The following is a 19,981-nucleotide window of genomic DNA, read 5'->3' as shown; positions in this document are numbered from 1 at the left end:
GCACACCGTGACCATTCCGCTGAACCCGCGCATCATGGACGCGATCTGCATGGATCACGTCGTCCCCACCACCGGCGGGCTGCACATCCGCCGGGACGGCATGATGGCGCTGACCGACGACCCGCTGCTTGTCGAGGCGTTCGACCTGGTCGCGCCGTCCGGGTACGCCTATGTCACGCTCGGTAAGGGCATGACCGAGGCGTTCGACGACCTCGCGCCGGCCGCCACCGCGTTCGACGGCGACGTCCGCACGGCCGGCCAGGCCGGTTCGCACGCCCAGCGGGTAGCCCGAAATCTGCTCTACCAGTTCCTCAACGGCCATCCCGGGTACGCGCTGGACCGCCTGGTCGAGCGGCCGCTCGGCGACCACGGGCTCAACCTGGCCGGCGTGGCCGCGCGGGCGGACGCGGCGGGGCTGCCGGTGGACGTGCGCGGCCCGTTCGACTTCGCCGGAGTGGACCCGCAGCGGCTGATCGGCTTCTCCTCGGACCTGCGGATCGTGCCGATCGCGCAGGCCGACCTGATCCGGGTTGTGCCTTACCGGCACTGGACACCCGATCCGTACCGGGACATGGGCGCTGACCTGATCGACGGCGTGCTCGCGCAGTCGTACCCGTCGGAGCGGATCGTCTTCGACGGTGCCGGTGGCGTGCTGCTCGGCCTGCCCGCCGCGCTCGCCGAACGCGCCTACGGCACGGCGTTCCGCGGTTTCCGCCCGCTCGACCCGATCGACATGCGCGCCACCACCCCGCAGATCCTGACGCGGTACGGGGACCTGCTCGCCGCGATGGCCGCCACCCCGCGCGGGACGCACGCGCTGGTCCAGGTCGGCGAGCAGGTCTCGCTGGCGATCCACGACGGGCACGGCATCTCGTTCGTCAATCCCGATCCGGCCGTCTCCGGGGTCAGCACCGTCTTCCCGGCCGCTCCCGGCGAGATCCGGCTGTCAGTGCTGGACGGCGCCATGCAGCTCGACGAGCGCCTGCTCGGGCTGGACGCGGTCCGCCCGGAACCGGCCGGGCCGCGGTTCGACGTGCGTCACTCCGGCGCGGCGAGCCTGCACCACGACTTCGGCAAGGGCAGGACGCTCGACCTGATCGGCGTCGCGCCGGGCCCGTTCATGGACCGGGTGGAGAAGGCCGCCGCCGGCCTCGACCAGTCGGTCATCGTGATCGGCGCGGAGCGGCAGTCGGACGCGCCGACCCCGGCCGAGCTGGCCGCGCTCGACTGGCAGCTGCACCAGCACCGGACGAACCGCCGCCTGCCGGTCGTCATCACGCGCGGCCCGGCCACCGAGGACCTCCGCCGGATCACCGCGTTCTACAAGGTGCCGCTGCTCTTCCAGACCGCCGGCACCGGTGGCTTCAGCCTGGACAACCTGTGGGCGGGCGTGGGCGGTGCGACCGCGCTGCCGCCGGCCAAGGAGATCACCGCGGACCTGCTGCAGGCCTATGCCGGCCGCAACCGGGTGTCCGACCTGCCGGCCGTGCCGGACGACCTGGCCAGGTTGCTTGCGACGCCGCTCGAGGACACCGACGCCATCCTGACCGAGGTCCGCAGACCGGAGTCGTCACTGCGCGGCCTGCGCGACCGGATCGGTGAGTTCGGCGCCACGAAGGACCTGTTCGCGGCGCACGCGGGCTTCCTGAACCTGCTCGACAACGACGCCTCGCTCGCCGAGCGGATGCTCGCCTACCGCGGCGGCGGCGCGGACCGGGCCGGCATGTTCTTCGCGGCGATGCCCGCGGTGGTGGCGAAGGAGCCGGCCGCACGCGCGGCCGCTGTCGCGGACATCGAGGCGATCACCCGCGGCACGCTCGACGACGGCGCCATGCGGGCCATCATGAAGGCGTTGCACCTGCACATGGAGGGCGCGGACACCCGGGTCGTGATGGACATGATCCACAGCCACAACATGTACCTGCCGAAGTCCGGCCGTGCCACCATCATCCGTCACCTGCAGGAGCTGCAGCCGAAGATGCCGGAGCAGGCCGACGGCCTCAACCAGATCGCCCTCTACGTGACGACCTGTCCGTAAGGACCGTGCCCGGCGGTCGACTGTGGGATCGCGTACCTCGCCGACCGCTTACCGAAAAGGTGACCTAGGCCATTTCCGTGAACGAACGGTGAACCGCGGATGCTCCGGCGGCGTCGTCACGCCGTCGGAGCGCCGTCAGCACGGCGGCGCGGGTGGGAGAGCGACATGGCGACTGTTCTTCTGGAGAGCCGGAGACCGCTTCGGCACGATTCACCGCCGCTGCCAACCGTGGGCAGCCCCGACCGCATCGGCCGTGCCGTCCTCGATGCCGTCCGGCTCCAGCTGCGGGACGCGGGCCGGCGCGCGGTGATGGACGCGATCCACTGTCATCCCACCTACGCTCGGGCCGGTGGCCGGGCCGCCTGGGCCCGCCGCCTCCAGGAGCTGAAGAGCGAGCTGCCGCAGTACGTCGCCGCCTTCGACCAGATCGCCATCTACGTGATGACCTGCCCGTAGCACCCACCTCATCTGCCGCTGCTGACCAGCCCGCTGACCGCCGCCGGCACGTCGATGGGCTAGTTGAGCAGACCCGCCTGGGTGGCGAGCAGTGCGGCCTGGACGCGGTTCTCGCACTCGAGTTTGAGCAGGATTCGGCTGACGTGGGTCTTGACCGTGCTCTCGGAGATGACGAGCGACTCGCTGATCGCGGTGTTCGACAGGCCGCGGGCAAGCAGTTTCAGCACCTCGATCTCGCGATCGCTGAGCTCGGCCATCCGGTCGGTCACGTCCGGGGACGGGGGAGCGCCGAGCCCGCGCAGCCGGGTGACCGCGTGCCGGGTGACCGGCGGGGACAGGAACATCTCGCCGGCGGCGGCCGCCTTCAGCGCCGGGCCCAGCTCCTCGGCGGCGGAGCTCTTCAGCACGAAGCCGGCCGCGCCGTGGGCGAGCGCCTCGTCGATGTACTGCTCCTCGCCGAACGTGGTCAGCATGATCACCCGGGCCGGGCCCCCGGTGAGGGAGCGGAGCGCGGCCAGGCCGTCCACGACCGGCATGCGGATGTCCATCAGCACGACGTCCGGCTTGAGCCGCTCGACCGCGGACCGGGCCTCCCTGCCGTTCGAGACCTCCGCGACCACCTCGACGCCCGCGATCGCGGCGAGCACCAGGCGGATGCCACCGCGGGTCAGCTCGTCGTCATCGGCGATCACGACGCGTTGACTCATCGCTCAGCAACTCCCTGGAGAACAGCACACCGGCCCGGAAACAGGAACGGTACCGGCCGGCGTTCTCCGCCGCTCGGGGACGGTGCCGGGCGGGGTCCCCTACACGGCCCGCAGCGGGTGGGTCCGGATCAGGAAGGTCGGCGACACCAGGCCCACCGGCCTCGGCAGCTTGCCGACCCGCATGTCGACCCGGCGGAAGTCGGCGGCCAGCGGCTCACCGGAGATGATCGTGTCGAGCGGGTCGGTGTACGAGCCGCCGACCGTGAGCCGGACGTCCGCGGTGCGCTGCTCGATCGGCTCGTCCACGGTGCTGAAGGTGACCAGCCGCGGCAGCGACATCCCAAGCGTGCCGAGCACGTTGCGGAACGGCTGGTTGAAGATCGGCGGCAGGCTGGTGACCTCGTCGCCGATCGTCCCGGTCATCGCCAGCAACTCGACCCCGCGCCGCCGCACGGACGCTGTGACCACTCCGTCGGCCACCGCCCAGTCGATCTCGGCCATCTTCTTGGGGAAGCCGAGGGTCTCCCGCCCGCCGATCAGCGCGACGTCGTCGTCCACGACGATCCACGGGCAGTGTGCCGCCCGGAACGGCCCGTGTTTGACGTTGAGGAAGACGGCCGCCTCGCGGTAGGTGCTGTTGAAGTTGGTCCACGGGTAGTCGGCGATGAAGACAAGCGCGGTGGACTCCTCGGCCATCTTCACGCCCGCGGGCAGCAGGGTGTTGGCCCGTTCCCGGTCGACCGGCACGGTCACCGACAGGAAGGTCGCGTTCCGGTATTTGACCTTGGCGGGGTTCTGCCGCCGTTTGATGTCCGCCATGCCCTCGTCGAGCGTGAAGGCCGGCCGCGCGTCCGGCGGCGCGACCCCTTCCTCGGACATCTGCACCGGACCCGGGTCGCCGCTCACGTCGTGGTCCTCCCACACTTGATGTGCCTCATCACGCCTCACCTGCCGGTCGGGCAATTCGTCCACACTGGACGACATCGACCCTAGTGCGAGGTCAGGTGATCCTCCAGCGTCCTGAGTCATCGATCACGTCGAGCAGCCCGTCCCACCGGTCGCGGCGGCTCACTGGCCCAGCATCTCCTTGGAGAACAGCACACCGTCCCGGAAACAGAAGCGGTACCGGCCGACGGCCTCGTTCGATCGGAGCGTGATCCGCGCCTGGTAGATGGTGCAGTTCGGGCCGCCCGGCGCGCTGCTGTCAGACGTCGCCGAGTCATCCCGGGGCAGCCGCGCGCGCACCTCGGCCTCGGCCGTGCCGACCGCGATGTCCCGGTAGGTCGCGGGCGACACCATGTACTGGGTGATGACGATCCAGAAGCTGCCGGTGCAGAGCGCCACCACCACGGCGAGCCCGGCTGCGATCAGCGCCCACGCGCGGCGCCGGCTGCGGTCCACCCGCTCCAGCTCCACGCCGACCGCGTCCGCGGCACTGCCCGGCGTCGGCGCCTGCGGGCTCAGCGGCAGCGTGGCCGCGATCCGGAAGCCGCCGTCCGGCTCCCGGCCGTGGTAGAGCACGCCACCGGTCAGCCGGACCCGTTCGGCCAGACCGCGCAGGCCCTGCCCGCTGCTCGGGTGCTCGTAGGGCTGCCCGGGGCCGTTGACCACCTCGGCGACGAGCGCGTCCGGCTCGTACCGCAGCGCCAGCCGGATCTCGCCGCCGCGCGCGTGCCGGAGCGCGTTCGTCACGCCCTCCTGCAGCGTCCGGTACGCCGCGTGGTCGATCAGCGGGTGCAGCGGCACCGGTTCGCCGTCCCGGGCGAGCGTGATCCGCGCGCCGGCCGCCCGGGCGCCCTCGACCAGCCCGTCGACGTCGCCGAGCCGGGTCTGCGCGGTCGCGTCGTCGTCGTGCTGGCCGTCGCGAAGCACCGCGAGGATCTGCCGCAGTTCGTCCATCGCCTGGCCGGACATGGTGTGCAGCAGCGGCGCGACCTCTGCAGTGCGGTCCGGCGCGGTCTGCAGCGCACCGCTGTAGAGCGACAGCAGCGTGAGCCGGTGCCCGAGCGAGTCGTGCATCTCCCTGGCCAGCCGCGTCGCCTCGCGGGCGCGTACCCGCTCAGCTGTGGTCCGCTGTTGCTCTTCGAGGTACACGGTGCGCTCGTGCATCAGCCGCAGCAACTCCTTGCGCTGCGCGTGCATGCGGGCCGCGATCGCCGGCAGCGCCTGGAAGACCACGAACGCGCCGACGGTGAACAGCACCTGCGCCGCGCCGCCCGAGTCCGAGTCCCACAGTCCGGCGACGACCTGCACGCAGAGCACCACGAGGAACACGCCTGTCACCCACACGGTGCTGCGCACCCGGAACCCGGCGGACACGCTGAGCGCGAACAGCAGGACCAGGCCGTTCTGCTCGGTGACCGCGCACAGCAGAGCCGCGACGATCAACACCACCAGGGGGTACGACCGGCGCAGCGCGACGAGTACGACGTCGGCGCAGGCGACAAGCACGACCGCCGCCACCGGCAGCCGATTGTCGATGGTCGACAACCCGACGGCGGTGGCGGCGAGGGTCAGTGCGAGGCCGGCCTCGTAGGCGAGACGTGGCCATCTCACAGTCATGGTCATTACTCCGGCAGCGTCAGACGGCTCTTCTCGGCCAGCTTGCCGTCCACGAAGCAGAACCGCCACATGGGCTGCTCGCCGGCGTTCTCAAGCGGCTTGACCGTGTAGTAGACACACGACGCGCCGGCCGGCATGCCCTGCCTGCCCGGGTCGTCGCCGTAGAGGTCCTTGTCCGTGGTGCCGCCGAGCGGCTCGGGCAGTGCGGCGCGCACGTCCTGCTCCGCCGCACCCTCCTTCTGCGCGTCGAACTGTTCCTGGGTGATCCCGGCCTCGACGATGCCCTTGCCGATGTCGTACGCCCGGTAGGCGAAGAAGCCGACGCCGCCGCAGAGCACGACGAGCACTATCGCGATGATGATTCCGGCCTTCCGCATGTCCACTCCCTCAATCGCTGTTCGGTGATGTATCAAGCCTCCCGGGAATCGATGCCGGTTTCGTCGGTGCTTCGACGGATCTTCACCGCCGCCGGATGGTACGAAAGTGCCATCGCCTGCGGATGGCCGGTGGCCCGGCTCCACAGGCGATCCGGCGCGGACGGCGGCCTGATCGCCGAGACGTCCGAGGACGACGCTCTCGCCCGCTACTCGCGCGGGTTCTCCCGCAGCGGGCGGACCGCGGCCGGCACCGGGGCACCCGCGTCGGCATAGTGGTTGGTGAAGCTTCCGGAGTAGCCGAAGAGCGGGCCGAGGCGGCGGTTCACCACGTCAACCGTGATCCGGAAGTGGCCGGCGTCGTCGTCGAACCACTCATGCACGCTGGCATCCCCGCTGAGCAGGCGTGGGCAGCGCACACCGCCGCGGAACCGCTGCTCGCCGCCGCGGATGTGCAGGCCGCCGGCCGCGTCCACGCTCAGGTGCAGGTCCACCGCGAGGTGCTGGTGGGTGCCGAGGTAGTCGACAAGCACCTGCCGCCGCTCGCTCCACACCATGGTGGCGTCGAACCGGCGCCGACGGCCGGGCGCGACCTCGAACGTCCTGACGAACGTGCGCGTCGGGCGGCCGTACGAGTCGGCGTAGTTGAAGTTCTCGATGGTGAACGGGATCGCGGCGCCGGTCTCCGGGAACAGGATGTGCCGTGCGGTGCCCAGATGCAGGAACGGCGCCACGAACGCGGGACCGCGCCAGATCCGGTCCATCACGCCGATGCCGACGCAGCCGTGGTGCTCGCCGAAGCGCTCCCGCAACCGCGGGTGGAGGCGGTCGAAATCGGCGCCGAGCGCACGCGCGAACATGGACGTCACAGCGTCTCCAGGAGGGTCGGCGCGGCGGCGGCGAGGCGGTCCGGCGGGCGGCGGAGGCAGCGCCGGGCGGCGGGCGTCTCACGGCCGGGCGGCAGGACGAGCAGCACGAGCGCGGTGAGCGCGATGGCCAGGGCGCCGGCCACCGTGCCGGAGCCGAGCAGGACGGCGGCCGCGAGCACGGCAACCCGGAGCAGCACCTCGCGGACGGTGTTGCGCAGCGCCCGCTCCGGCGGGACGCCGTGGTCGAGCCAGAGCCGGAGCCTGTCGAACGACCAGGCGGTGGCCCAGCCGAACGCGGGCCGGAACGCGAGGTCGACCAGCCGGCCGAGCGGACCCCAGCGCGTCGTGTACGTGTACCCGGTCAGGAAGCGCACACCGTCCGGCCCGGGCACGTAACGCCAGTAACCGCGGCCGTCCGCGATCGGCGAACGCACGTCGGCGGACCCGAACCGCAGCGCGGAGGTACGGGTGCCGTCCGGCCGATCGCGCTGCCCGGCGTGCATGCCGTAGCCGCCGATCTCGACGCCGGGCAGGACCGCCGTGACGTATCTGAACTCGGCCGGCGCGGTGCCCGCGATCGGCATGATCCGGGTGAACCGGGCGTCCCAGCGGCAGTGCGCCACCGGCTCCTGGCTGGCCCGCCAGATCGCGTCGAGCGGCGCCGTGATCACGGTCTCGACGTAGATGGCGCGCACGCGTACCCCCTCGGTCTGCGGTTCTCGTGATTTGAGCATGTGCTCAACACTGGCGAGCCTACGACGTTTTGAGCGATTGCTCAACCCCGGGAAAGAGCAGGCCGGAACCGGTGTCGATGCGACCTCCGGTGGTCTCCTCGAGCGGAGGGTGGTCGTCCCGGGCCGGGCGGAGCGACGGCGTGGCCGCGCACGACCGGGCGCCGGGAGGGCCTACGCGATGACGATCTGGTCCAGGTCGACCGAGGATTCGGTGGCGTGGAAGAAGCGGATCTCGGTGTCGCCGGCCGGCAGGTCGATCGGGATGGTGACGGTGGCCGGGTCGATCCAGCTGTCGTTGCCGGCCAGCTCAAGCGAGATCTTGTCGCCGTTGTTGATGATGACGTCGAGCGGGCGCGGATCGCCGCCGCAGGTGTAGTAGATGGTCAGCTGCCGGCGCCCGGCCACGAGCACCCCGCGTACGTGCACGGTGAGCGTCTGGCCGACGCCGAGGTACTGGATGCGGCTGCCGGACGCGCAGGTCGGGCAGTCGGTCGCCTCCACCCGGAAGCGTTCGTTCCCCGGGTCGGTCGCGGCGATCTTGATGGTCTTGAACACGGGGGTGGGCGACGGCGGGGGTGCGGGCGGCGCGCTTGTCGACGCGGCCGGCGCCGGAGTCGGGGAGCGCCCGAGCCCGTCGTCCACCGGCACCGCGGACGGGGACGGGGGCGGGGCGGCGGACGTGACCGCCGGCGTGGGCGACACCAGCGCCGGCGCGTCCACCTCAAGACCGAGATCACGATCAGGGGCGGGGATCAGCGAGGGTACGGCGAGCGTCGTCGCCAGTACTGCCGCCGTCAGCGACCCGATCGCCCACCATCCGCGTCCTGCCGCCGTCACCGCGTCACCGCCATCCCTGCCAGCGTGCCACGGCCTCGGTCCGGCTGGTCACGCCGAGCTTCGCGAACAGTTTGTTCAGGTGGTTCTTGACCGTCTTCTCGCTTACCGCCATCCGCTGCCCGATCGCGGCGTTGGACAGGCCGCCGGCGAGCAGCGTCATCACCTCGCGCTCCCTGGTGGTGAGCGCGAAACTGTGCCGGGCCGCGCGGTGCCGTTCCACCCGGGCCGCGGCCTCCTGCTCGCGGGCGAACGCCTCACGCATCGCGTTCGCCGCGATGTTCGCCGCGGTCGGTGTCAGCCAGCCCTGCCCGGCCGCGACCGCGTGCACCGCGCGCAGCAGGTCCGGCGGGTCGAACTGACCGTAGACGAGGTAGCCGCGGGCGCCGCCGCGAAGCATCGGTGCGATCAGCTCCGGCTCGGCGGAACCGGTCAGGACCAGCACGTTCGAGTGCTGGGAGATGTCCGCGATGACGGAGAGCCCATCCGCGACAGGCATGCGGTAGTCGAGAAGTGTGACGCGCGGGCGGTGCCGGATCGCGGCCTGCAGCCCGGCGCGCCCGTTCCCGGCCTCGGCGACCACCGCCACCGTGCCGTCCGCCTCGAGCAACGGGCGCAGCGTGGCCCGTACCGTGGGATTGTCGTCGACGATGATCGCCGTGATCATGCCGCTGATCATTGAGCCTTTTTCAACGTGGTCCCAACCCGTGCACGCCCGTTCCGTCGACCTCTGCGTAGCGTTGACCCGCTCGCCAGGTTGAAAATTGCTCATTGCAGTGGCGCCTGGACGTGGACGCTTGTGCCCCGGCCCGGCCGGGTGACCACCTCGATCGTGCCGTCGATGGTGCGTGCCCGCTCCGCCATGCCGACGATCCCGTGATGACCGTCGTCCTGCAGCGTGAGCAGGTCGTTCGGCATGGTGAAGCCGTCGCCGTCGTCCCGGACGGTGAGCGTGACCGCGCGGCCCCGGCGGGTCAGCGCGAGCGTGACGGTGACCCGGGTGGCATGCGCGTGCCGCTCGATGTTCGTCAGCGCCTCGTGCGCGATCCGGGTCAGCTCGTAGCGGATCGGGACCGGCAGTTCGGCCACGTGCACCTGCGCGTGCGTGTCGATGCCGGTCCGCGCGGAGAACCGGCCGCAGAGCCGGTCGAGCGTCACGTCAAGCGCCTCGTCCGGCGAGTCCAGCCGTAGGCCTTCGAGCAGCTCACGGGCCTGCAGGCTGGCCGCGGCCGCACCCTCGGAGATCGCGCCGGCCAGCTGTTCGGCGAGCGCGGGCTGGCGGCGCACCGACCCGGGCAGCGCGACCGCGGCAAGCGACATGCCGCGAAGCGTCTTCGCCACCGAGTCGTGCAGTTCGCGGGCCAGCCGGGCGCGTTCCAGCGCGGCCGCGTCGCGCTGGGCGATCGCCACCCGCTGCACGTTGAGCCGCATCTGCCGGGCCAGCGCGCGGGCCGCGATCGCCGCGACCACACCGGCCAGCACGCCGGCGACCGGCGCCGCGATCAGGTAGACCGCGACCGCGGCGTCCGGCGTGGTCTGCCGCAGGATCGTCACGCAGACCGCGTAGCCCTGCGCGCACTGGGCCAGCCACAGCGGCGTCGCGGCGAAGCCGAGCAGCACGCCGGCCAGCGCTGCGGACCCGGCCGCGTGCACGAAGTAGGGCACCCCGCCCCGGCCGAGCGCCAGCACCGCGAGGAGCAGCACCGCCTCGGCCGCCAGGATCGCGACCGGACGGCCGACCACGCGCGGCCACCGGGTCAGCACCGCGACCTGCCCTACGGACGTGACGATCAACAACACGATCAGGATCACCAGGGGGTACGGGTGGTCGTCACCGATCGCGAGGCCGGCCGCCGCGGTGGCGCTGGTGAGCAGCGCACGGCCGAGCAGCACCGCGCGCCCGAGCGCCGCCGCGACGACGGTCTCGGTGCGGCCGTCGGCGAACTCGGTGCGGCCGCCGGCAAACTCGGTGCGGCCGTCAGCGGTCTCGGTCAACGTGCGGCCCTCGCCAGGTACGGAAGATTGGCCCACGTGGGCGGCCCACACACTAACCGAAATCGGGGCGGGGCGGGAAGTTCTCCGCTTCTGGGCCTTTAGGCCTAACTCGGCGATGCGAGGGAGCGCTTACCGTACCGGCGGCCGTGAGGCACCTTGTCGGTTTTCCTGGGGAGTGACCCGTGTCGTACACCTTTACGAAGTTCCGTGAGGCGGAGCAGCCGCCGCAGTCGCGGTTCGGCCGCCTGGGCCGGTGGGTCCGTGGCCACCGCACCATGGTTGCCACCGCGGCCGGCATCTCCGCCGTCGCGCTCGGCGTGGCCGCGGTCGCCGGTGTGCCGCTGGCCGGCGCTGCCGAGACCGATGTGGCGCTCCCCGGCACGATCCGGGCGTCCGCGTTCGCGGAGCAGTCCGGCGCGCAGACCGAGGGCACCGCGGACGCGGGCGGCGGCAAGAACGTCGGCTGGCTGGCCGGCGGCGACTGGCTGCGCTACAACGGCGTCGACCTGGGCGCGGCCGGGCCGGTCACCGCCTCGGTGCGCGTTGCGGCCGCCTACGCGGACCGCACCGGCAGCGTGGAGATCCACCTCGACTCGACCACCGGCCCGGTTCTGGCGACCGTCCCGGTCACCGGCACCGGCGGCTGGCAGAGCTGGAAGACAAGCACCGCGGCCGGCACCTCGCCCGGCGGCCGGCACGACGTCTACCTGGTGCTGAAGAGCGGCCAGAAGCAGGACTTCGTGAACCTCAACTGGTTCGGGTTCGCCGGCACCGGTTCGTCCGCGTCGCCGTCCGGGTCGCCGTCCGTTTCTGCTCCGGGATCGGCCTCGCCGTCCGCCTCCACGCCCGCCGCGCCGGTGCCGTCCACCTCGTCTGCCGCGGCCGCACCGGCCACCGGCTGGATCCCGGTCGACCAGGCTAAGTGGCAGGCCCAGCTGGACGCGTTCAACGCGACCGTCCCGCAGGCGCCGCCGGCCGGCCGGGGGCGCAACCCCGAGTTCAACGCGACCTGCACCTACAGCCACTCCGGGCAGAACGACCCGATCGTCTTCCCCGGCATGCCCGGCGCGTCGCACATGCACTCGTTCTTCGGCAACCGCTCCACGAACGCGAACACCACCACGGACAGCCTCTTCCAGCTGACCGACACGACCTGCAACCCGGTCGAGGACCACTCCGCGTACTGGATGCCGACGCTCACCGTGGACGGCAAGGCCGTCGAGTCGAACATGTTCATCGTCTACTACGGCTCGCTGATGGCGGACACCACGAAGACCCTGCCGATGCCGAACGGCCTGCGCATGCTGCAGGGCGACTCGAAGAAGCAGGTCGCCACGCCGGTCGGCGCCGTGAACCAGTTCTACTGCTCCGGCGGCCCGCTGGACGGCCGGGCCCGCAGCGCGGACGGCAACTTCCCGATCTGCGGCGACGGCGGCACCGTGCACTTCACGATGCGCTTCGCGGACTGCTGGGACGGCAAGAACCTGGACAGCCCGAACCACAAGGACCACGTCACCAACGGCGCGAACAACACCTGCCCGCCGAGCCACCCGGTCCGGATCCCGGCCGTCACGCTGTCGATCTACTTCCCGACCGCCGGCGGTACGGACATGAAGCTCTCGTCCGGCCTGGCCTCGTCCATGCACGCGGACGGGTTCTTCGTCTGGGACGTCGACGCGATGAACAAGCGCGTCAAGAACTGTGTGATCCAGGCCGTCGCCTGCAAGAGCAACGGCGACTTCTGATAGCTGCCTGATCACCGGCGCCTCATTGGACGGCCGGAACGGAGACTCTCCGTTCCGGCCGTCTTTTCGTGAACCCGCGAGGTCGCCCGCACGTTCACAGGGCGGTTTGCCCGCCGGAGATACCGGTGCGGGTACGCGGGACTTGGAGCCGAACACATGGACGAGCCCGATCGGGACCCGAACGCGAGCGGCGCCGGCACCACCAGCGGCGCGAGCAGGCTCCCGGACGGCCCCGGTTCCTCCGGCGGCCACCCGGGGCCCGGGACCTCCGGCGGCTACCCCGCGGCCGGAGCGTCAGGTGGTTATCCCCGGCCGCTGGCACAGCGCGCGATAGTGCTTCGTGGCCTGCCGCCGTACGACGGAGACCCGGAACCGGCCGAGGGACCCGATCTGGTGCCGGTCCGGCAGACCTACCAGGAACCGATGCTGCCCCGCCGCCCTGACCCGGTCCGCGAGCCGGTCCGCGACCCGGTCCGGGAGACGCCGGAGTCGGAGCGGAGCCAGAGCCAGGAGCTGCCGCACTGGCCGGCCGCGGTCGTGCCGCGCCCGGTGTCCCCGCCCCCGCCGGAGTCCCCGACGTTCGAGCAGGCCGCGCCGTCCGTGCCGGTGCCGATGCCGCCCCGCTGGGACGGGCGGGACGAGACCGTCACGCTTCCCGGGCCGGTCCCGCCGGCCGTGCTCGCTCCCGCCGGGGAGTTGACCGAGGAGGTGCGGGTGACACCGGCCGCGCCCCAGGCCCGGCCCGGCGAACGCAATCGTCCCTGGTTGATGACGCTTGCCGTGGTGGCCACCGTCGGTGTGCTCGGCGCGGGTATGGCGCTGGTGCCGCTGCTCAACCAGGGACGGGCCGCGACCGGCGAACCGGGCACGACGGAGCCGCCGGTCCTGGCGCAGCCGCCTGCTGTTCTTCCGAGCGACACCGCGTCCGCCTCCGCGAGCGTGACCGCGTCCCCGTCGCCGTCCGCGTCGAGCAGTGCCACCCCGACGCCGTCGCCAAGCGCCTCGCCCACCGCGTCCGTCCCGGCGCCCACCGCCACCACCCCCACGGCACCGCGGACGACCGGGCCGGCCGCGCAGACCGGCCGGGTGAACAGCGGCCGAGTGAACCTCGCGCAGGGGAAGACGGCCGGCGCGTCAAGCGAGGAGAACCCGGGCTGGGGTGCGGTCAACGCGGTCGACGGTGACCTGGCGACGCGGTGGAGCAGCGCGGTCGGCGACCCGCAGTGGATCATGGTCGACCTCGGCGAGCTGTGGCAGCTCGACACCGTGACGCTCCAGTGGGAAGCCGCGTACGCCACCGCGTACCGCGTGGAGATCTCCCAGAACGGGTCCACCTGGACCCAGATCTTCAGCACCGCCAACGGTGGCAGCGGCACCGCACTTGTCCCGGCCGGCGGCAGGGCAGGCCGTTACGTGCGCGTCACCGGAACCGCCCGCGCCACCCAGTACGGCTACAGTCTGTTCGAGATCCAGGTCCGCTGACCGGCGACTCACCGCTGCCGGTACCGAACCCCCAGCACGGAGGAGTGCACGTGAACCGGCCCGAGGACGATGGGCGCTACCGGATGGTCTATGCGGCCGGGCGTCGTGAGATCACCTCCGACGATCCGGTGGTGCTGCTCGCCGAGCTCATCCCCGGCTACGCGGAGCTTCCGGAGGCGTACCGGCGCAGGGCCCGGATCGCGCATGCGGACCGGTCGCTGGAGCGGATCCAGGGCCGGGTGCTGTCCGCGTTCGACTCGTCCGGCTGTGATTCGGACGAGTTGCAGACGCTGCTGAACTCGCCGTCGAACCGCCGGGTGCCGTCGCGCTGGTCGGCGCCGGTGCCGCTGGTGCTGATCGACGTGCACTTCCCGGCCGACGACAGGCAGCGCCCCCAGCCGGCCGGCGGTGGCCGGATCATCTGGCTCGACACCCGGGACGACGACGCGTACCTGCGGTCACTGGCCGTCGCAGGCGAGATCTTCCTGATCATCCGCGATACTGCCGACGCCTCCCGGTAACCCGGGAGGGAACCGATGAACGGACGCCGCCGGCGCGTAGGCCGTTCGGCACCGGCTGTCGTTCCCGCGCCGCGCCGGCCGGTCCTCGCCTGCGGCTACCGGGTCCGACCCGCCCCGATCACGGTGCGGCATCCGGCTGCGGCGTGAGCAGGCTGGAGAGCGGCAGGTCGATGCTCTTCGCGCGGTGCTTCCATTTGTCGTTCTCCGCGTGCAGCACCTGGTCGACGCGGGTCCGGTCGAAGGACCGCTTCGGCAGCAGCAGCGTCACCCCACCGGCCACCAGCTCCGGCAGCTTGGACCGCACCGAGGTGAGCCCGACCAGCGCCTGCGCGCTTGCGGCGACGTCGATCGCCCGGTTCGCGGAGACCTGCACGTGGACCAGCCGGTGCCCGGACCGTACGGCCGGGCGCTTCTGGTGCAGTGGCAGGTAGTCGCCGGACGGCACGCCCGGCGGCTCCGGGATGATCACCCAGGCACTGCCGCCCCGCTCGGACCTCGGCCAGTTCACCACCTCGTTCGGCAGGCCGTCCGTGCCGTGCCGTGCACCTGTCGTGCGCAGCAGCGCCGGTCCGGCGGTCAGCTCCTCCCGGTCCTGCGGCGTGCCGTTCTCGTCGATCCGGTAGCCGGCCTGCAGCCGTGCCTGGTCCAGCCACCCGGCCGGCAGCAGGAACGTGCCGGCTTCCGCCGCCTGATGCCGCAGATCCGCCGGTACGTCCGCCGCCTGGTACAGGTCGACCGCGCCCCCGGCCTCGACCCGCAGGCAGAGCAGGTGCTTCTGCGGGTTGGCCCGGGCGATCCGCTCACCGTCCAGATGACCGATCAAGAACAGATTCGCCGAGGGTACGCCGTCCGCCACGACCCGCTGCGGTGTCCACGGGGAGGACAGCCACACCCGGATCGGCTCCGCGTTGACCTCAGGCGTGTCCGCGAGCCAGCGCACGCCGTGCGGGCGGGTGCCCCGGCCGGGCAGGGTCAGCGACGGGCGCGGGCTCGGCGCCGGCAGCACCCGTTCCGGTGCCACCGGCAGGAGCGCGACCGGCTCGGCAGCCGGCACCGGCGACGGCATCGGGGCGGCCGTCCGCCGGCGGCGCGGGATCAGCCAGCCGTCGTCGTTGCGCCAGCGGCTGCTCTCCGGCGAGTCCGTGACGTGGTGCCAGCTCACCGGCCGTTGCCGCTCGTCGATCGCGCGGGCCAGCCCGTCGCGGACCACGATCGTCGCGTCCGGCGGCAGTGACCAGATCTCGACGGACAGCTCCTTCTCCAGCACCGCGAGGTGGCTGCGCAGGCCGCTGGCCCGCTCCGGCGCCACCGGCGTGAGAAGCAGCAGGTCCTCGCCCTTCCAGCCGGACCCCTCAAGCAGGGCGCGCAGCTCCGCGGAGCCGACCGCGAGGCTGCTGCCGTCCGTGTAGCGAAGTGCCAGCCGCCCGTCGTCAAGGATGGTCAGGTCGATGAGTGCGGTGCCCGGCTCGGCGGACAGGTCCGCGTACCGCTCCCGGAGGATCGCCTCCGGCTGCCGTACCGTGCTGATCAGCGCGACCGCGCCCGCGGCCAGCACGGACGGGCCGCCGCTCGGCACCAGGCGCCCGTCCCGGTCGGTGGTGAACCTGGCCGTCTCTGGTGCCTGCGGCGGGCGGTGCTCCGCCCAGCGCGCCACCTTCCCGGACCGGTCCCGGGCGGCCAGGTCGCGGGAGCCGCGCAGCAGCACGGCCTCGCTGCCGGGCGCGGGCGTCCACACGGTCGCGCCCGTCGCGTCCGCCAGCTCGGTCACCTGGTCGGCGAGCTGCTCCCGGCTCTTCTCGTCCTCCGGCCAGCGCATCCACAGGCGCAGGTCACCGCCGTAGAGGTAGATCGAGGAGAGCGCTGCGGCCACGTCCCGGCCCTCGTAGCGGACCTGGGCGGGCCCGCCCCCGTCCAGCCGGTAGGTGGACAGCCGGAACCCGCCGTCCCGGGTCGCGAGCGCCACCGTCACCAGGTCCGGGTGCCCCACGCCGAGCCGGGCGGCCGCGGCCCGGCGGACCACGAAGTCCTCCCGGTTCGCGAACTCCAGCCCGCCCGGCAGCGGCAGCGTCGCCAGCCCGGCCCGCTGCAGCACCAGCCCGCCGGCCAGGTCGAACCAGCCCGGAAGCGTGGTCGCCAGCCGGGCCGGTTGCACGAGCACCCACTCGACCACCTCGCCGCTGACCCGGTCGACCGGGATCGCCTCCGACCGCGCGCCGCCCGGCCCGGCCAGCCGCTCCACTGTGGCGCCCACGGGGGCGACCAGGATGTCGCAGCCGAGCGCGCCGGCGACACGGCCGAGGAGTTTGGCGTTGCGCGCGCCGTCGTCGACCAGGATGCGCAGGTCCTTACCGGCGACCGAGGCGGCCTGCGTGTAGTCCGTCAGCTGCTCCGCGGTCAGCGCGTCCGTGGGCGCGTCCGGCCGCGCCAGCCCGCCGTCGCCGGTCCGTACCAGGACCAGGTCGCACAGGCCCTCCACGGGCATCGGCAGGTCCGCCACCTGCGGACGCTCCGGCGCGGGCTCGGGCTGCTGCTGTCGGCTGGCGTGCAAGCGTTCCTCGCTGTCTCAAGGTCGGGTGGTTCATTGTGCGGCCGGGACGGTCGCGGCGCCGAGCCGCACCGACCAGCGTGCGGCAGGAGCAGAGCCGATCACCATGGGTACGGTCCGCTGCCGCCCCTGTGGCATCGCGCGAAGCGGCGCCGACAGTCCGGGTGCGTCCTGGCCGGCGCAGACCAGCACCCGCACCTTCGCCTCCGACCTGTCGGCGACCAGCCCGTCCACCGACTCGATCCGGCGACAGCGACCGGGGATCGTCGCCCCCAGCACGTCGCCGATCACCAGCACGTCGGTGTCCGCGTCGAGTTGGGTCACGAGCGACAGCGCCTGCCGCCGGGCCGTCTCCTGGTCACCGCCGATGGTGAGCGCGTCCGGCGCCACGGCCAGATCGATCCAGAGCCGCCGGCCGTCGTGCTCGCCGAGGATCACCGGGGCGCTCGACGGCGGTGGCTGCTCGCCGTCGGCAAGCCAGCCGTAGGCGGATCCCCACCGGGCCGGGCGCGCGCCGATCAGCCGTACGCTCGCCGGTCCGGTACGGCAGACCAGGTCGGTGACAAGCGCCGCGAACGGATTCGCCGACGAGGCGGGCAGCAGCGAGGCGCCACTGATGTCCGGGGCGGGCAGCGTGATCGGGCCGGAGCGGCCTGGTACGCCGGGGGCGCCGAGGCCGGGGGAGCGAGGCCTGCCGGTGGTGGCGGCGGTGGCGGTCGCCAGTGGCGTCCACATGCCACTGTCCGATGCGGACGGATCGGTCGAGGGCGCCGCCCGGACCGGCTGGTCGGGCAGCTCCGGCGGGATCAGCTCGCCGAAGACGGCGTCTTCGGCCCTCGCCGGCGCGGGCGGATCCGTGCGCTGCCGTCCGATGCTCTCGGCCCTGGCGGACGAGGCGGTCATCGGGTCCGCGCTCACCGGTGCGGGTGGCGTGGCCGTCGCCGCGGGCGCCCAGGCCGGTACGGCGGGGGCCTCCGCCGGCGCGACGTCGTGCCCACCCCGAGCCGCGGCGTCCGGCGCGGTGCCGGAGGTGCCGGACCCGGCCCCCGGCACGGCGGACCTGGCGTCAGACGTGGCGGAGCTGGCGTCAGACGTGGCGGGCCTGACGCCGGGAGCGGCGGTCCCGGCATCGGGCGTGGCTGGCCTGGCGTCAGACGTGGCGAAGCTGGCGTCAGACGTGGCGGGCCTGACGCCGGGAGCGGCGGTCCCGGCATCGGGCGTGGCTGGCCTGGCGTCAGACGTGGCGGAGCTGGCGTCAGACGTGGCGGGCCTCACGCCGGGAGCGGCGGTCCCGGCATCGGGCATGGCGGGCTTGGTGGGCGTTGCGCTGGGTGTGGCGGGCTTGGCGTCAGGCGTGGCAGGCGTGGCCGGCCCGGCGGCAGGCGCGGTGGGCGTGGCCGGCCTGGCGTCAGGCGTGGCGGGCGGCGTGCCGAATGTGGCGGCTGGACTGTCGCGTGGATCGGTCCGGCCGGCGTATGCGTCGGTCCCGCCTGGCCTGGCGTCGCGGGTGACTGGCGCCGGGCCCGGCCCAGCGGGCGCAGCGGGGACGGCAGGCCCGGCGGGCGTACCGCCCGGGATGTTCGGCGCGGTGCCGCCTCTGCCGGCCCGGCCGGGCGTGGCCTCGGGGGCGGCGGGCGGGAAGGTGCCCGATCCCACCCCCTGTCGCTCCTGCGGTTCCGGCGGCGGGGCCTGCCGGGGGGCCGGCGGCACCGCACGGGCCGGGCCCGCGCTGGACGTCGCCGGACCGGACGGCGGCTGCTGCCGGCCCCCCGCCGAACCCAGCCCGCTAGCGCTCGGCGGTCCCCAGATCGGCGACGCCCCGCGCGTGGTCGGCCGCCGTCCCGTGGCGTCTATCGATGAGCCGGCGCCCTGGGGCGCGGTCCGGCCGGGCGTGGCGTTCCCCGGCACGGTCCTTTCCGGCGTGCTGCCTCCCGGCACGGTCCTTCCCGGCGTGCCGCCTCCCGGTGCGCCGCCGGCCGGTGCGCTGTTTCCGGGTGGGGTGCTCCCCGGCCGCGTACCCACGCCGGGGTTTCGCCCTGGACCCGCCTGCGGAGCGACGGGACGCTCCGGTGTCGCCCGGACACCACCCGGCCGCTGTCGCTCGGCGGGCCGCTCCCGGGCAGGCTCCCCACCCGGGCCCCTGGCAGGCCCACGGTCCGGCGGGCCGCCCGATGCGGCGCCCGGTACCGGCCGGGTCTTGGCCGCGGGAGCCTTCGCGCGGGCCGGCCGACGCCGGGCGGCGAGCGCCATCTGTGCCCAGACCACGAGCAGCACGGCCAGCACGACAAGCGCGATCCGGAGCGCGTTCGGCGAGGTGAGCAGGTCGAGTCCGCCCGATGGCGGCCCGTCGCCGGCCGCCTCGTCGGTCTCCTCGGGCACCGGTGTCTGCTCGGCGGCCGGTGTGGTCGCGTCCGCTGTGGGTGTGGCCGGGCTGGCCGGGGCGGATGGACTGATCACGGGCAGCGGGCCGGACTTCACGCCCGGCCCGCTCGCGTCCTTCGGCAGGGCCAGGACCCAGCCCGGCTCCACCGAGGTCGGGTCAGTCATGGTGCGTCCGTCCGGCTGCACCCGGTCCTTGTTGAGTTCGAAGATCTCCGGGTACCTGTTGCCGTCGCCGAGCGTCGTGCGGGCGATCTGGAACAGGTACTCCCGCTGCCCGTTGACCGGCGGGCCGACGACGTAGTACTTCCCCGTCTCCGCCGGAGCCACCGCCCTGACCTGCGCGAACGCGGGGGTGGCGGCCAGGATGGTGGCGGACGCGACGACCGGCAGCGTGAGCAGGGAAGCGATGCAGAGCACCGCCAGTCGTCGTCTCATGCAGACATAGTCCTTCGCCGTTCGGTCTCGATGCGCTGCGGGGTTCGCACCAGACACGTGTCGGAAATCGTGAACCGGGACGTTCCGCACTCCGTTCTCAGGGTGGTTCTTCCGAGCCTGGAGGGGTTAATGAGCGGAATTACACCGTATTCACCGAGCGGGGGCAACGTATCCGGCGCCGCGGCGGACGTCGCGGCCCGTCTCGGCGTGAGGCGTAACCGCCTGGCCGGCCTGGACGCCCGCCGACTCCGGACCTGCTCGGCCGGTACGGCACGGCCGGTCTGCTCAGTGGTGCGATGAAG

Annotated in this window: 16 protein-coding genes; 5 read left to right on the top strand and 11 right to left on the bottom strand. The window is 73.0% G+C overall.

Going from position 1 to position 19,981, the window contains the following annotated elements; all coding sequences use genetic code 11:
- The first annotated feature begins 7 nt into the window (after positions 1-7).
- Positions 8-2,038 carry a hypothetical protein gene (locus tag ACIA8K_RS03670; RefSeq protein ID WP_396054595.1) on the top strand — a complete coding sequence of 677 codons (2,031 nt, stop codon included), beginning with the start codon at positions 8-10 and terminating at the stop codon, positions 2,036-2,038.
- A 165-nt stretch (positions 2,039-2,203) separates the two neighbouring features.
- Positions 2,204-2,494: a hypothetical protein gene (locus ACIA8K_RS03665; RefSeq protein WP_396054593.1), complete on the top strand. Its 291-nt coding sequence runs from the start codon at positions 2,204-2,206 to the stop codon at positions 2,492-2,494.
- Positions 2,495-2,553: 59 nt separating this feature from the next.
- Here the strand turns inward: ACIA8K_RS03665 and ACIA8K_RS03660 are convergent, their stop codons facing one another.
- The 9 genes from ACIA8K_RS03660 to ACIA8K_RS03620 form a co-directional block, all read right to left on the bottom strand.
- Positions 2,554-3,201, bottom strand: a complete 648-nt coding sequence (locus ACIA8K_RS03660; RefSeq protein ID WP_396054591.1) for a response regulator — start codon at positions 3,199-3,201, stop codon at positions 2,554-2,556.
- 99 nt (positions 3,202-3,300) lie between these two features.
- Positions 3,301-4,107, bottom strand: a complete 807-nt coding sequence (locus ACIA8K_RS03655; RefSeq protein WP_396054589.1) for an acetoacetate decarboxylase family protein — start codon at positions 4,105-4,107, stop codon at positions 3,301-3,303.
- 162 nt (positions 4,108-4,269) lie between these two features.
- The gene (locus ACIA8K_RS03650; RefSeq protein ID WP_396054587.1) at positions 4,270-5,763 is read right to left on the bottom strand and encodes a sensor histidine kinase; all 1,494 of its coding nucleotides are present in this window, start codon (positions 5,761-5,763) and stop codon (positions 4,270-4,272) included.
- A 5-nt stretch (positions 5,764-5,768) separates the two neighbouring features.
- Complete coding sequence (locus tag ACIA8K_RS03645; RefSeq protein ID WP_396054585.1) at positions 5,769-6,140, bottom strand: hypothetical protein; 372 nt, start codon at positions 6,138-6,140, stop codon at positions 5,769-5,771.
- 206 nt (positions 6,141-6,346) lie between these two features.
- The gene (locus ACIA8K_RS03640) at positions 6,347-6,997 is read right to left on the bottom strand and encodes a DUF4166 domain-containing protein (protein ID WP_396055624.1); all 651 of its coding nucleotides are present in this window, start codon (positions 6,995-6,997) and stop codon (positions 6,347-6,349) included.
- Between the two features lie 5 nt (positions 6,998-7,002).
- Positions 7,003-7,740, bottom strand: coding sequence for a hypothetical protein (locus ACIA8K_RS03635; RefSeq protein ID WP_396054583.1), 738 nt, complete (start codon positions 7,738-7,740; stop codon positions 7,003-7,005).
- Positions 7,741-7,911: 171 nt separating this feature from the next.
- Positions 7,912-8,577, bottom strand: a complete 666-nt coding sequence (locus ACIA8K_RS03630; protein WP_396054581.1) for a hypothetical protein — start codon at positions 8,575-8,577, stop codon at positions 7,912-7,914.
- Between the two features lie 4 nt (positions 8,578-8,581).
- The gene (locus ACIA8K_RS03625) at positions 8,582-9,241 is read right to left on the bottom strand and encodes a LuxR C-terminal-related transcriptional regulator (protein WP_396054579.1); all 660 of its coding nucleotides are present in this window, start codon (positions 9,239-9,241) and stop codon (positions 8,582-8,584) included.
- 101 nt (positions 9,242-9,342) lie between these two features.
- Positions 9,343-10,569 carry a sensor histidine kinase gene (locus ACIA8K_RS03620; RefSeq protein WP_396054577.1) on the bottom strand — a complete coding sequence of 409 codons (1,227 nt, stop codon included), beginning with the start codon at positions 10,567-10,569 and terminating at the stop codon, positions 9,343-9,345.
- Positions 10,570-10,751: 182 nt separating this feature from the next.
- On the opposite strand from ACIA8K_RS03620, the gene ACIA8K_RS03615 reads away from it, so the two are divergent.
- The 3 genes from ACIA8K_RS03615 to ACIA8K_RS03605 all read left to right on the top strand — a co-directional run bounded on the left by ACIA8K_RS03615 (position 10,752) and on the right by ACIA8K_RS03605 (position 14,317).
- A complete protein-coding gene (locus tag ACIA8K_RS03615) occupies positions 10,752-12,314 on the top strand; it encodes a DUF1996 domain-containing protein (RefSeq protein WP_396054575.1) in 1,563 nt (520 codons plus the stop codon).
- A gap of 156 nt (positions 12,315-12,470) precedes the next feature.
- The gene (locus ACIA8K_RS03610) at positions 12,471-13,796 is read left to right on the top strand and encodes a discoidin domain-containing protein (RefSeq protein ID WP_396054573.1); all 1,326 of its coding nucleotides are present in this window, start codon (positions 12,471-12,473) and stop codon (positions 13,794-13,796) included.
- Positions 13,797-13,846: 50 nt separating this feature from the next.
- Positions 13,847-14,317: a hypothetical protein gene (locus ACIA8K_RS03605; protein WP_396054571.1), complete on the top strand. Its 471-nt coding sequence runs from the start codon at positions 13,847-13,849 to the stop codon at positions 14,315-14,317.
- 118 nt (positions 14,318-14,435) lie between these two features.
- Here the strand turns inward: ACIA8K_RS03605 and ACIA8K_RS03600 are convergent, their stop codons facing one another.
- Together ACIA8K_RS03600 and ACIA8K_RS03595 are read right to left on the bottom strand one after the other, a co-directional pair.
- On the bottom strand, positions 14,436-16,865 hold the full coding sequence (locus ACIA8K_RS03600; protein ID WP_396054569.1) for a hypothetical protein: 2,430 nt from the start codon (positions 16,863-16,865) through the stop codon (positions 14,436-14,438).
- 30 nt (positions 16,866-16,895) lie between these two features.
- Positions 16,896-19,679 (bottom strand): hypothetical protein, encoded by a 2,784-nt coding sequence (locus ACIA8K_RS03595; RefSeq protein ID WP_396054567.1) that lies wholly within the window; start codon positions 19,677-19,679, stop codon positions 16,896-16,898.
- Positions 19,680-19,981: the final 302 nt, after the last annotated feature.

Source organism: Catenuloplanes sp. NPDC051500 (assembly GCF_044454585.1).
In the GTDB taxonomy this organism is placed as follows: Bacteria; Actinomycetota; Actinomycetes; order Mycobacteriales; family Micromonosporaceae; genus Catenuloplanes.
This window is presented reverse-complemented; position numbering and strand designations above follow the sequence as displayed.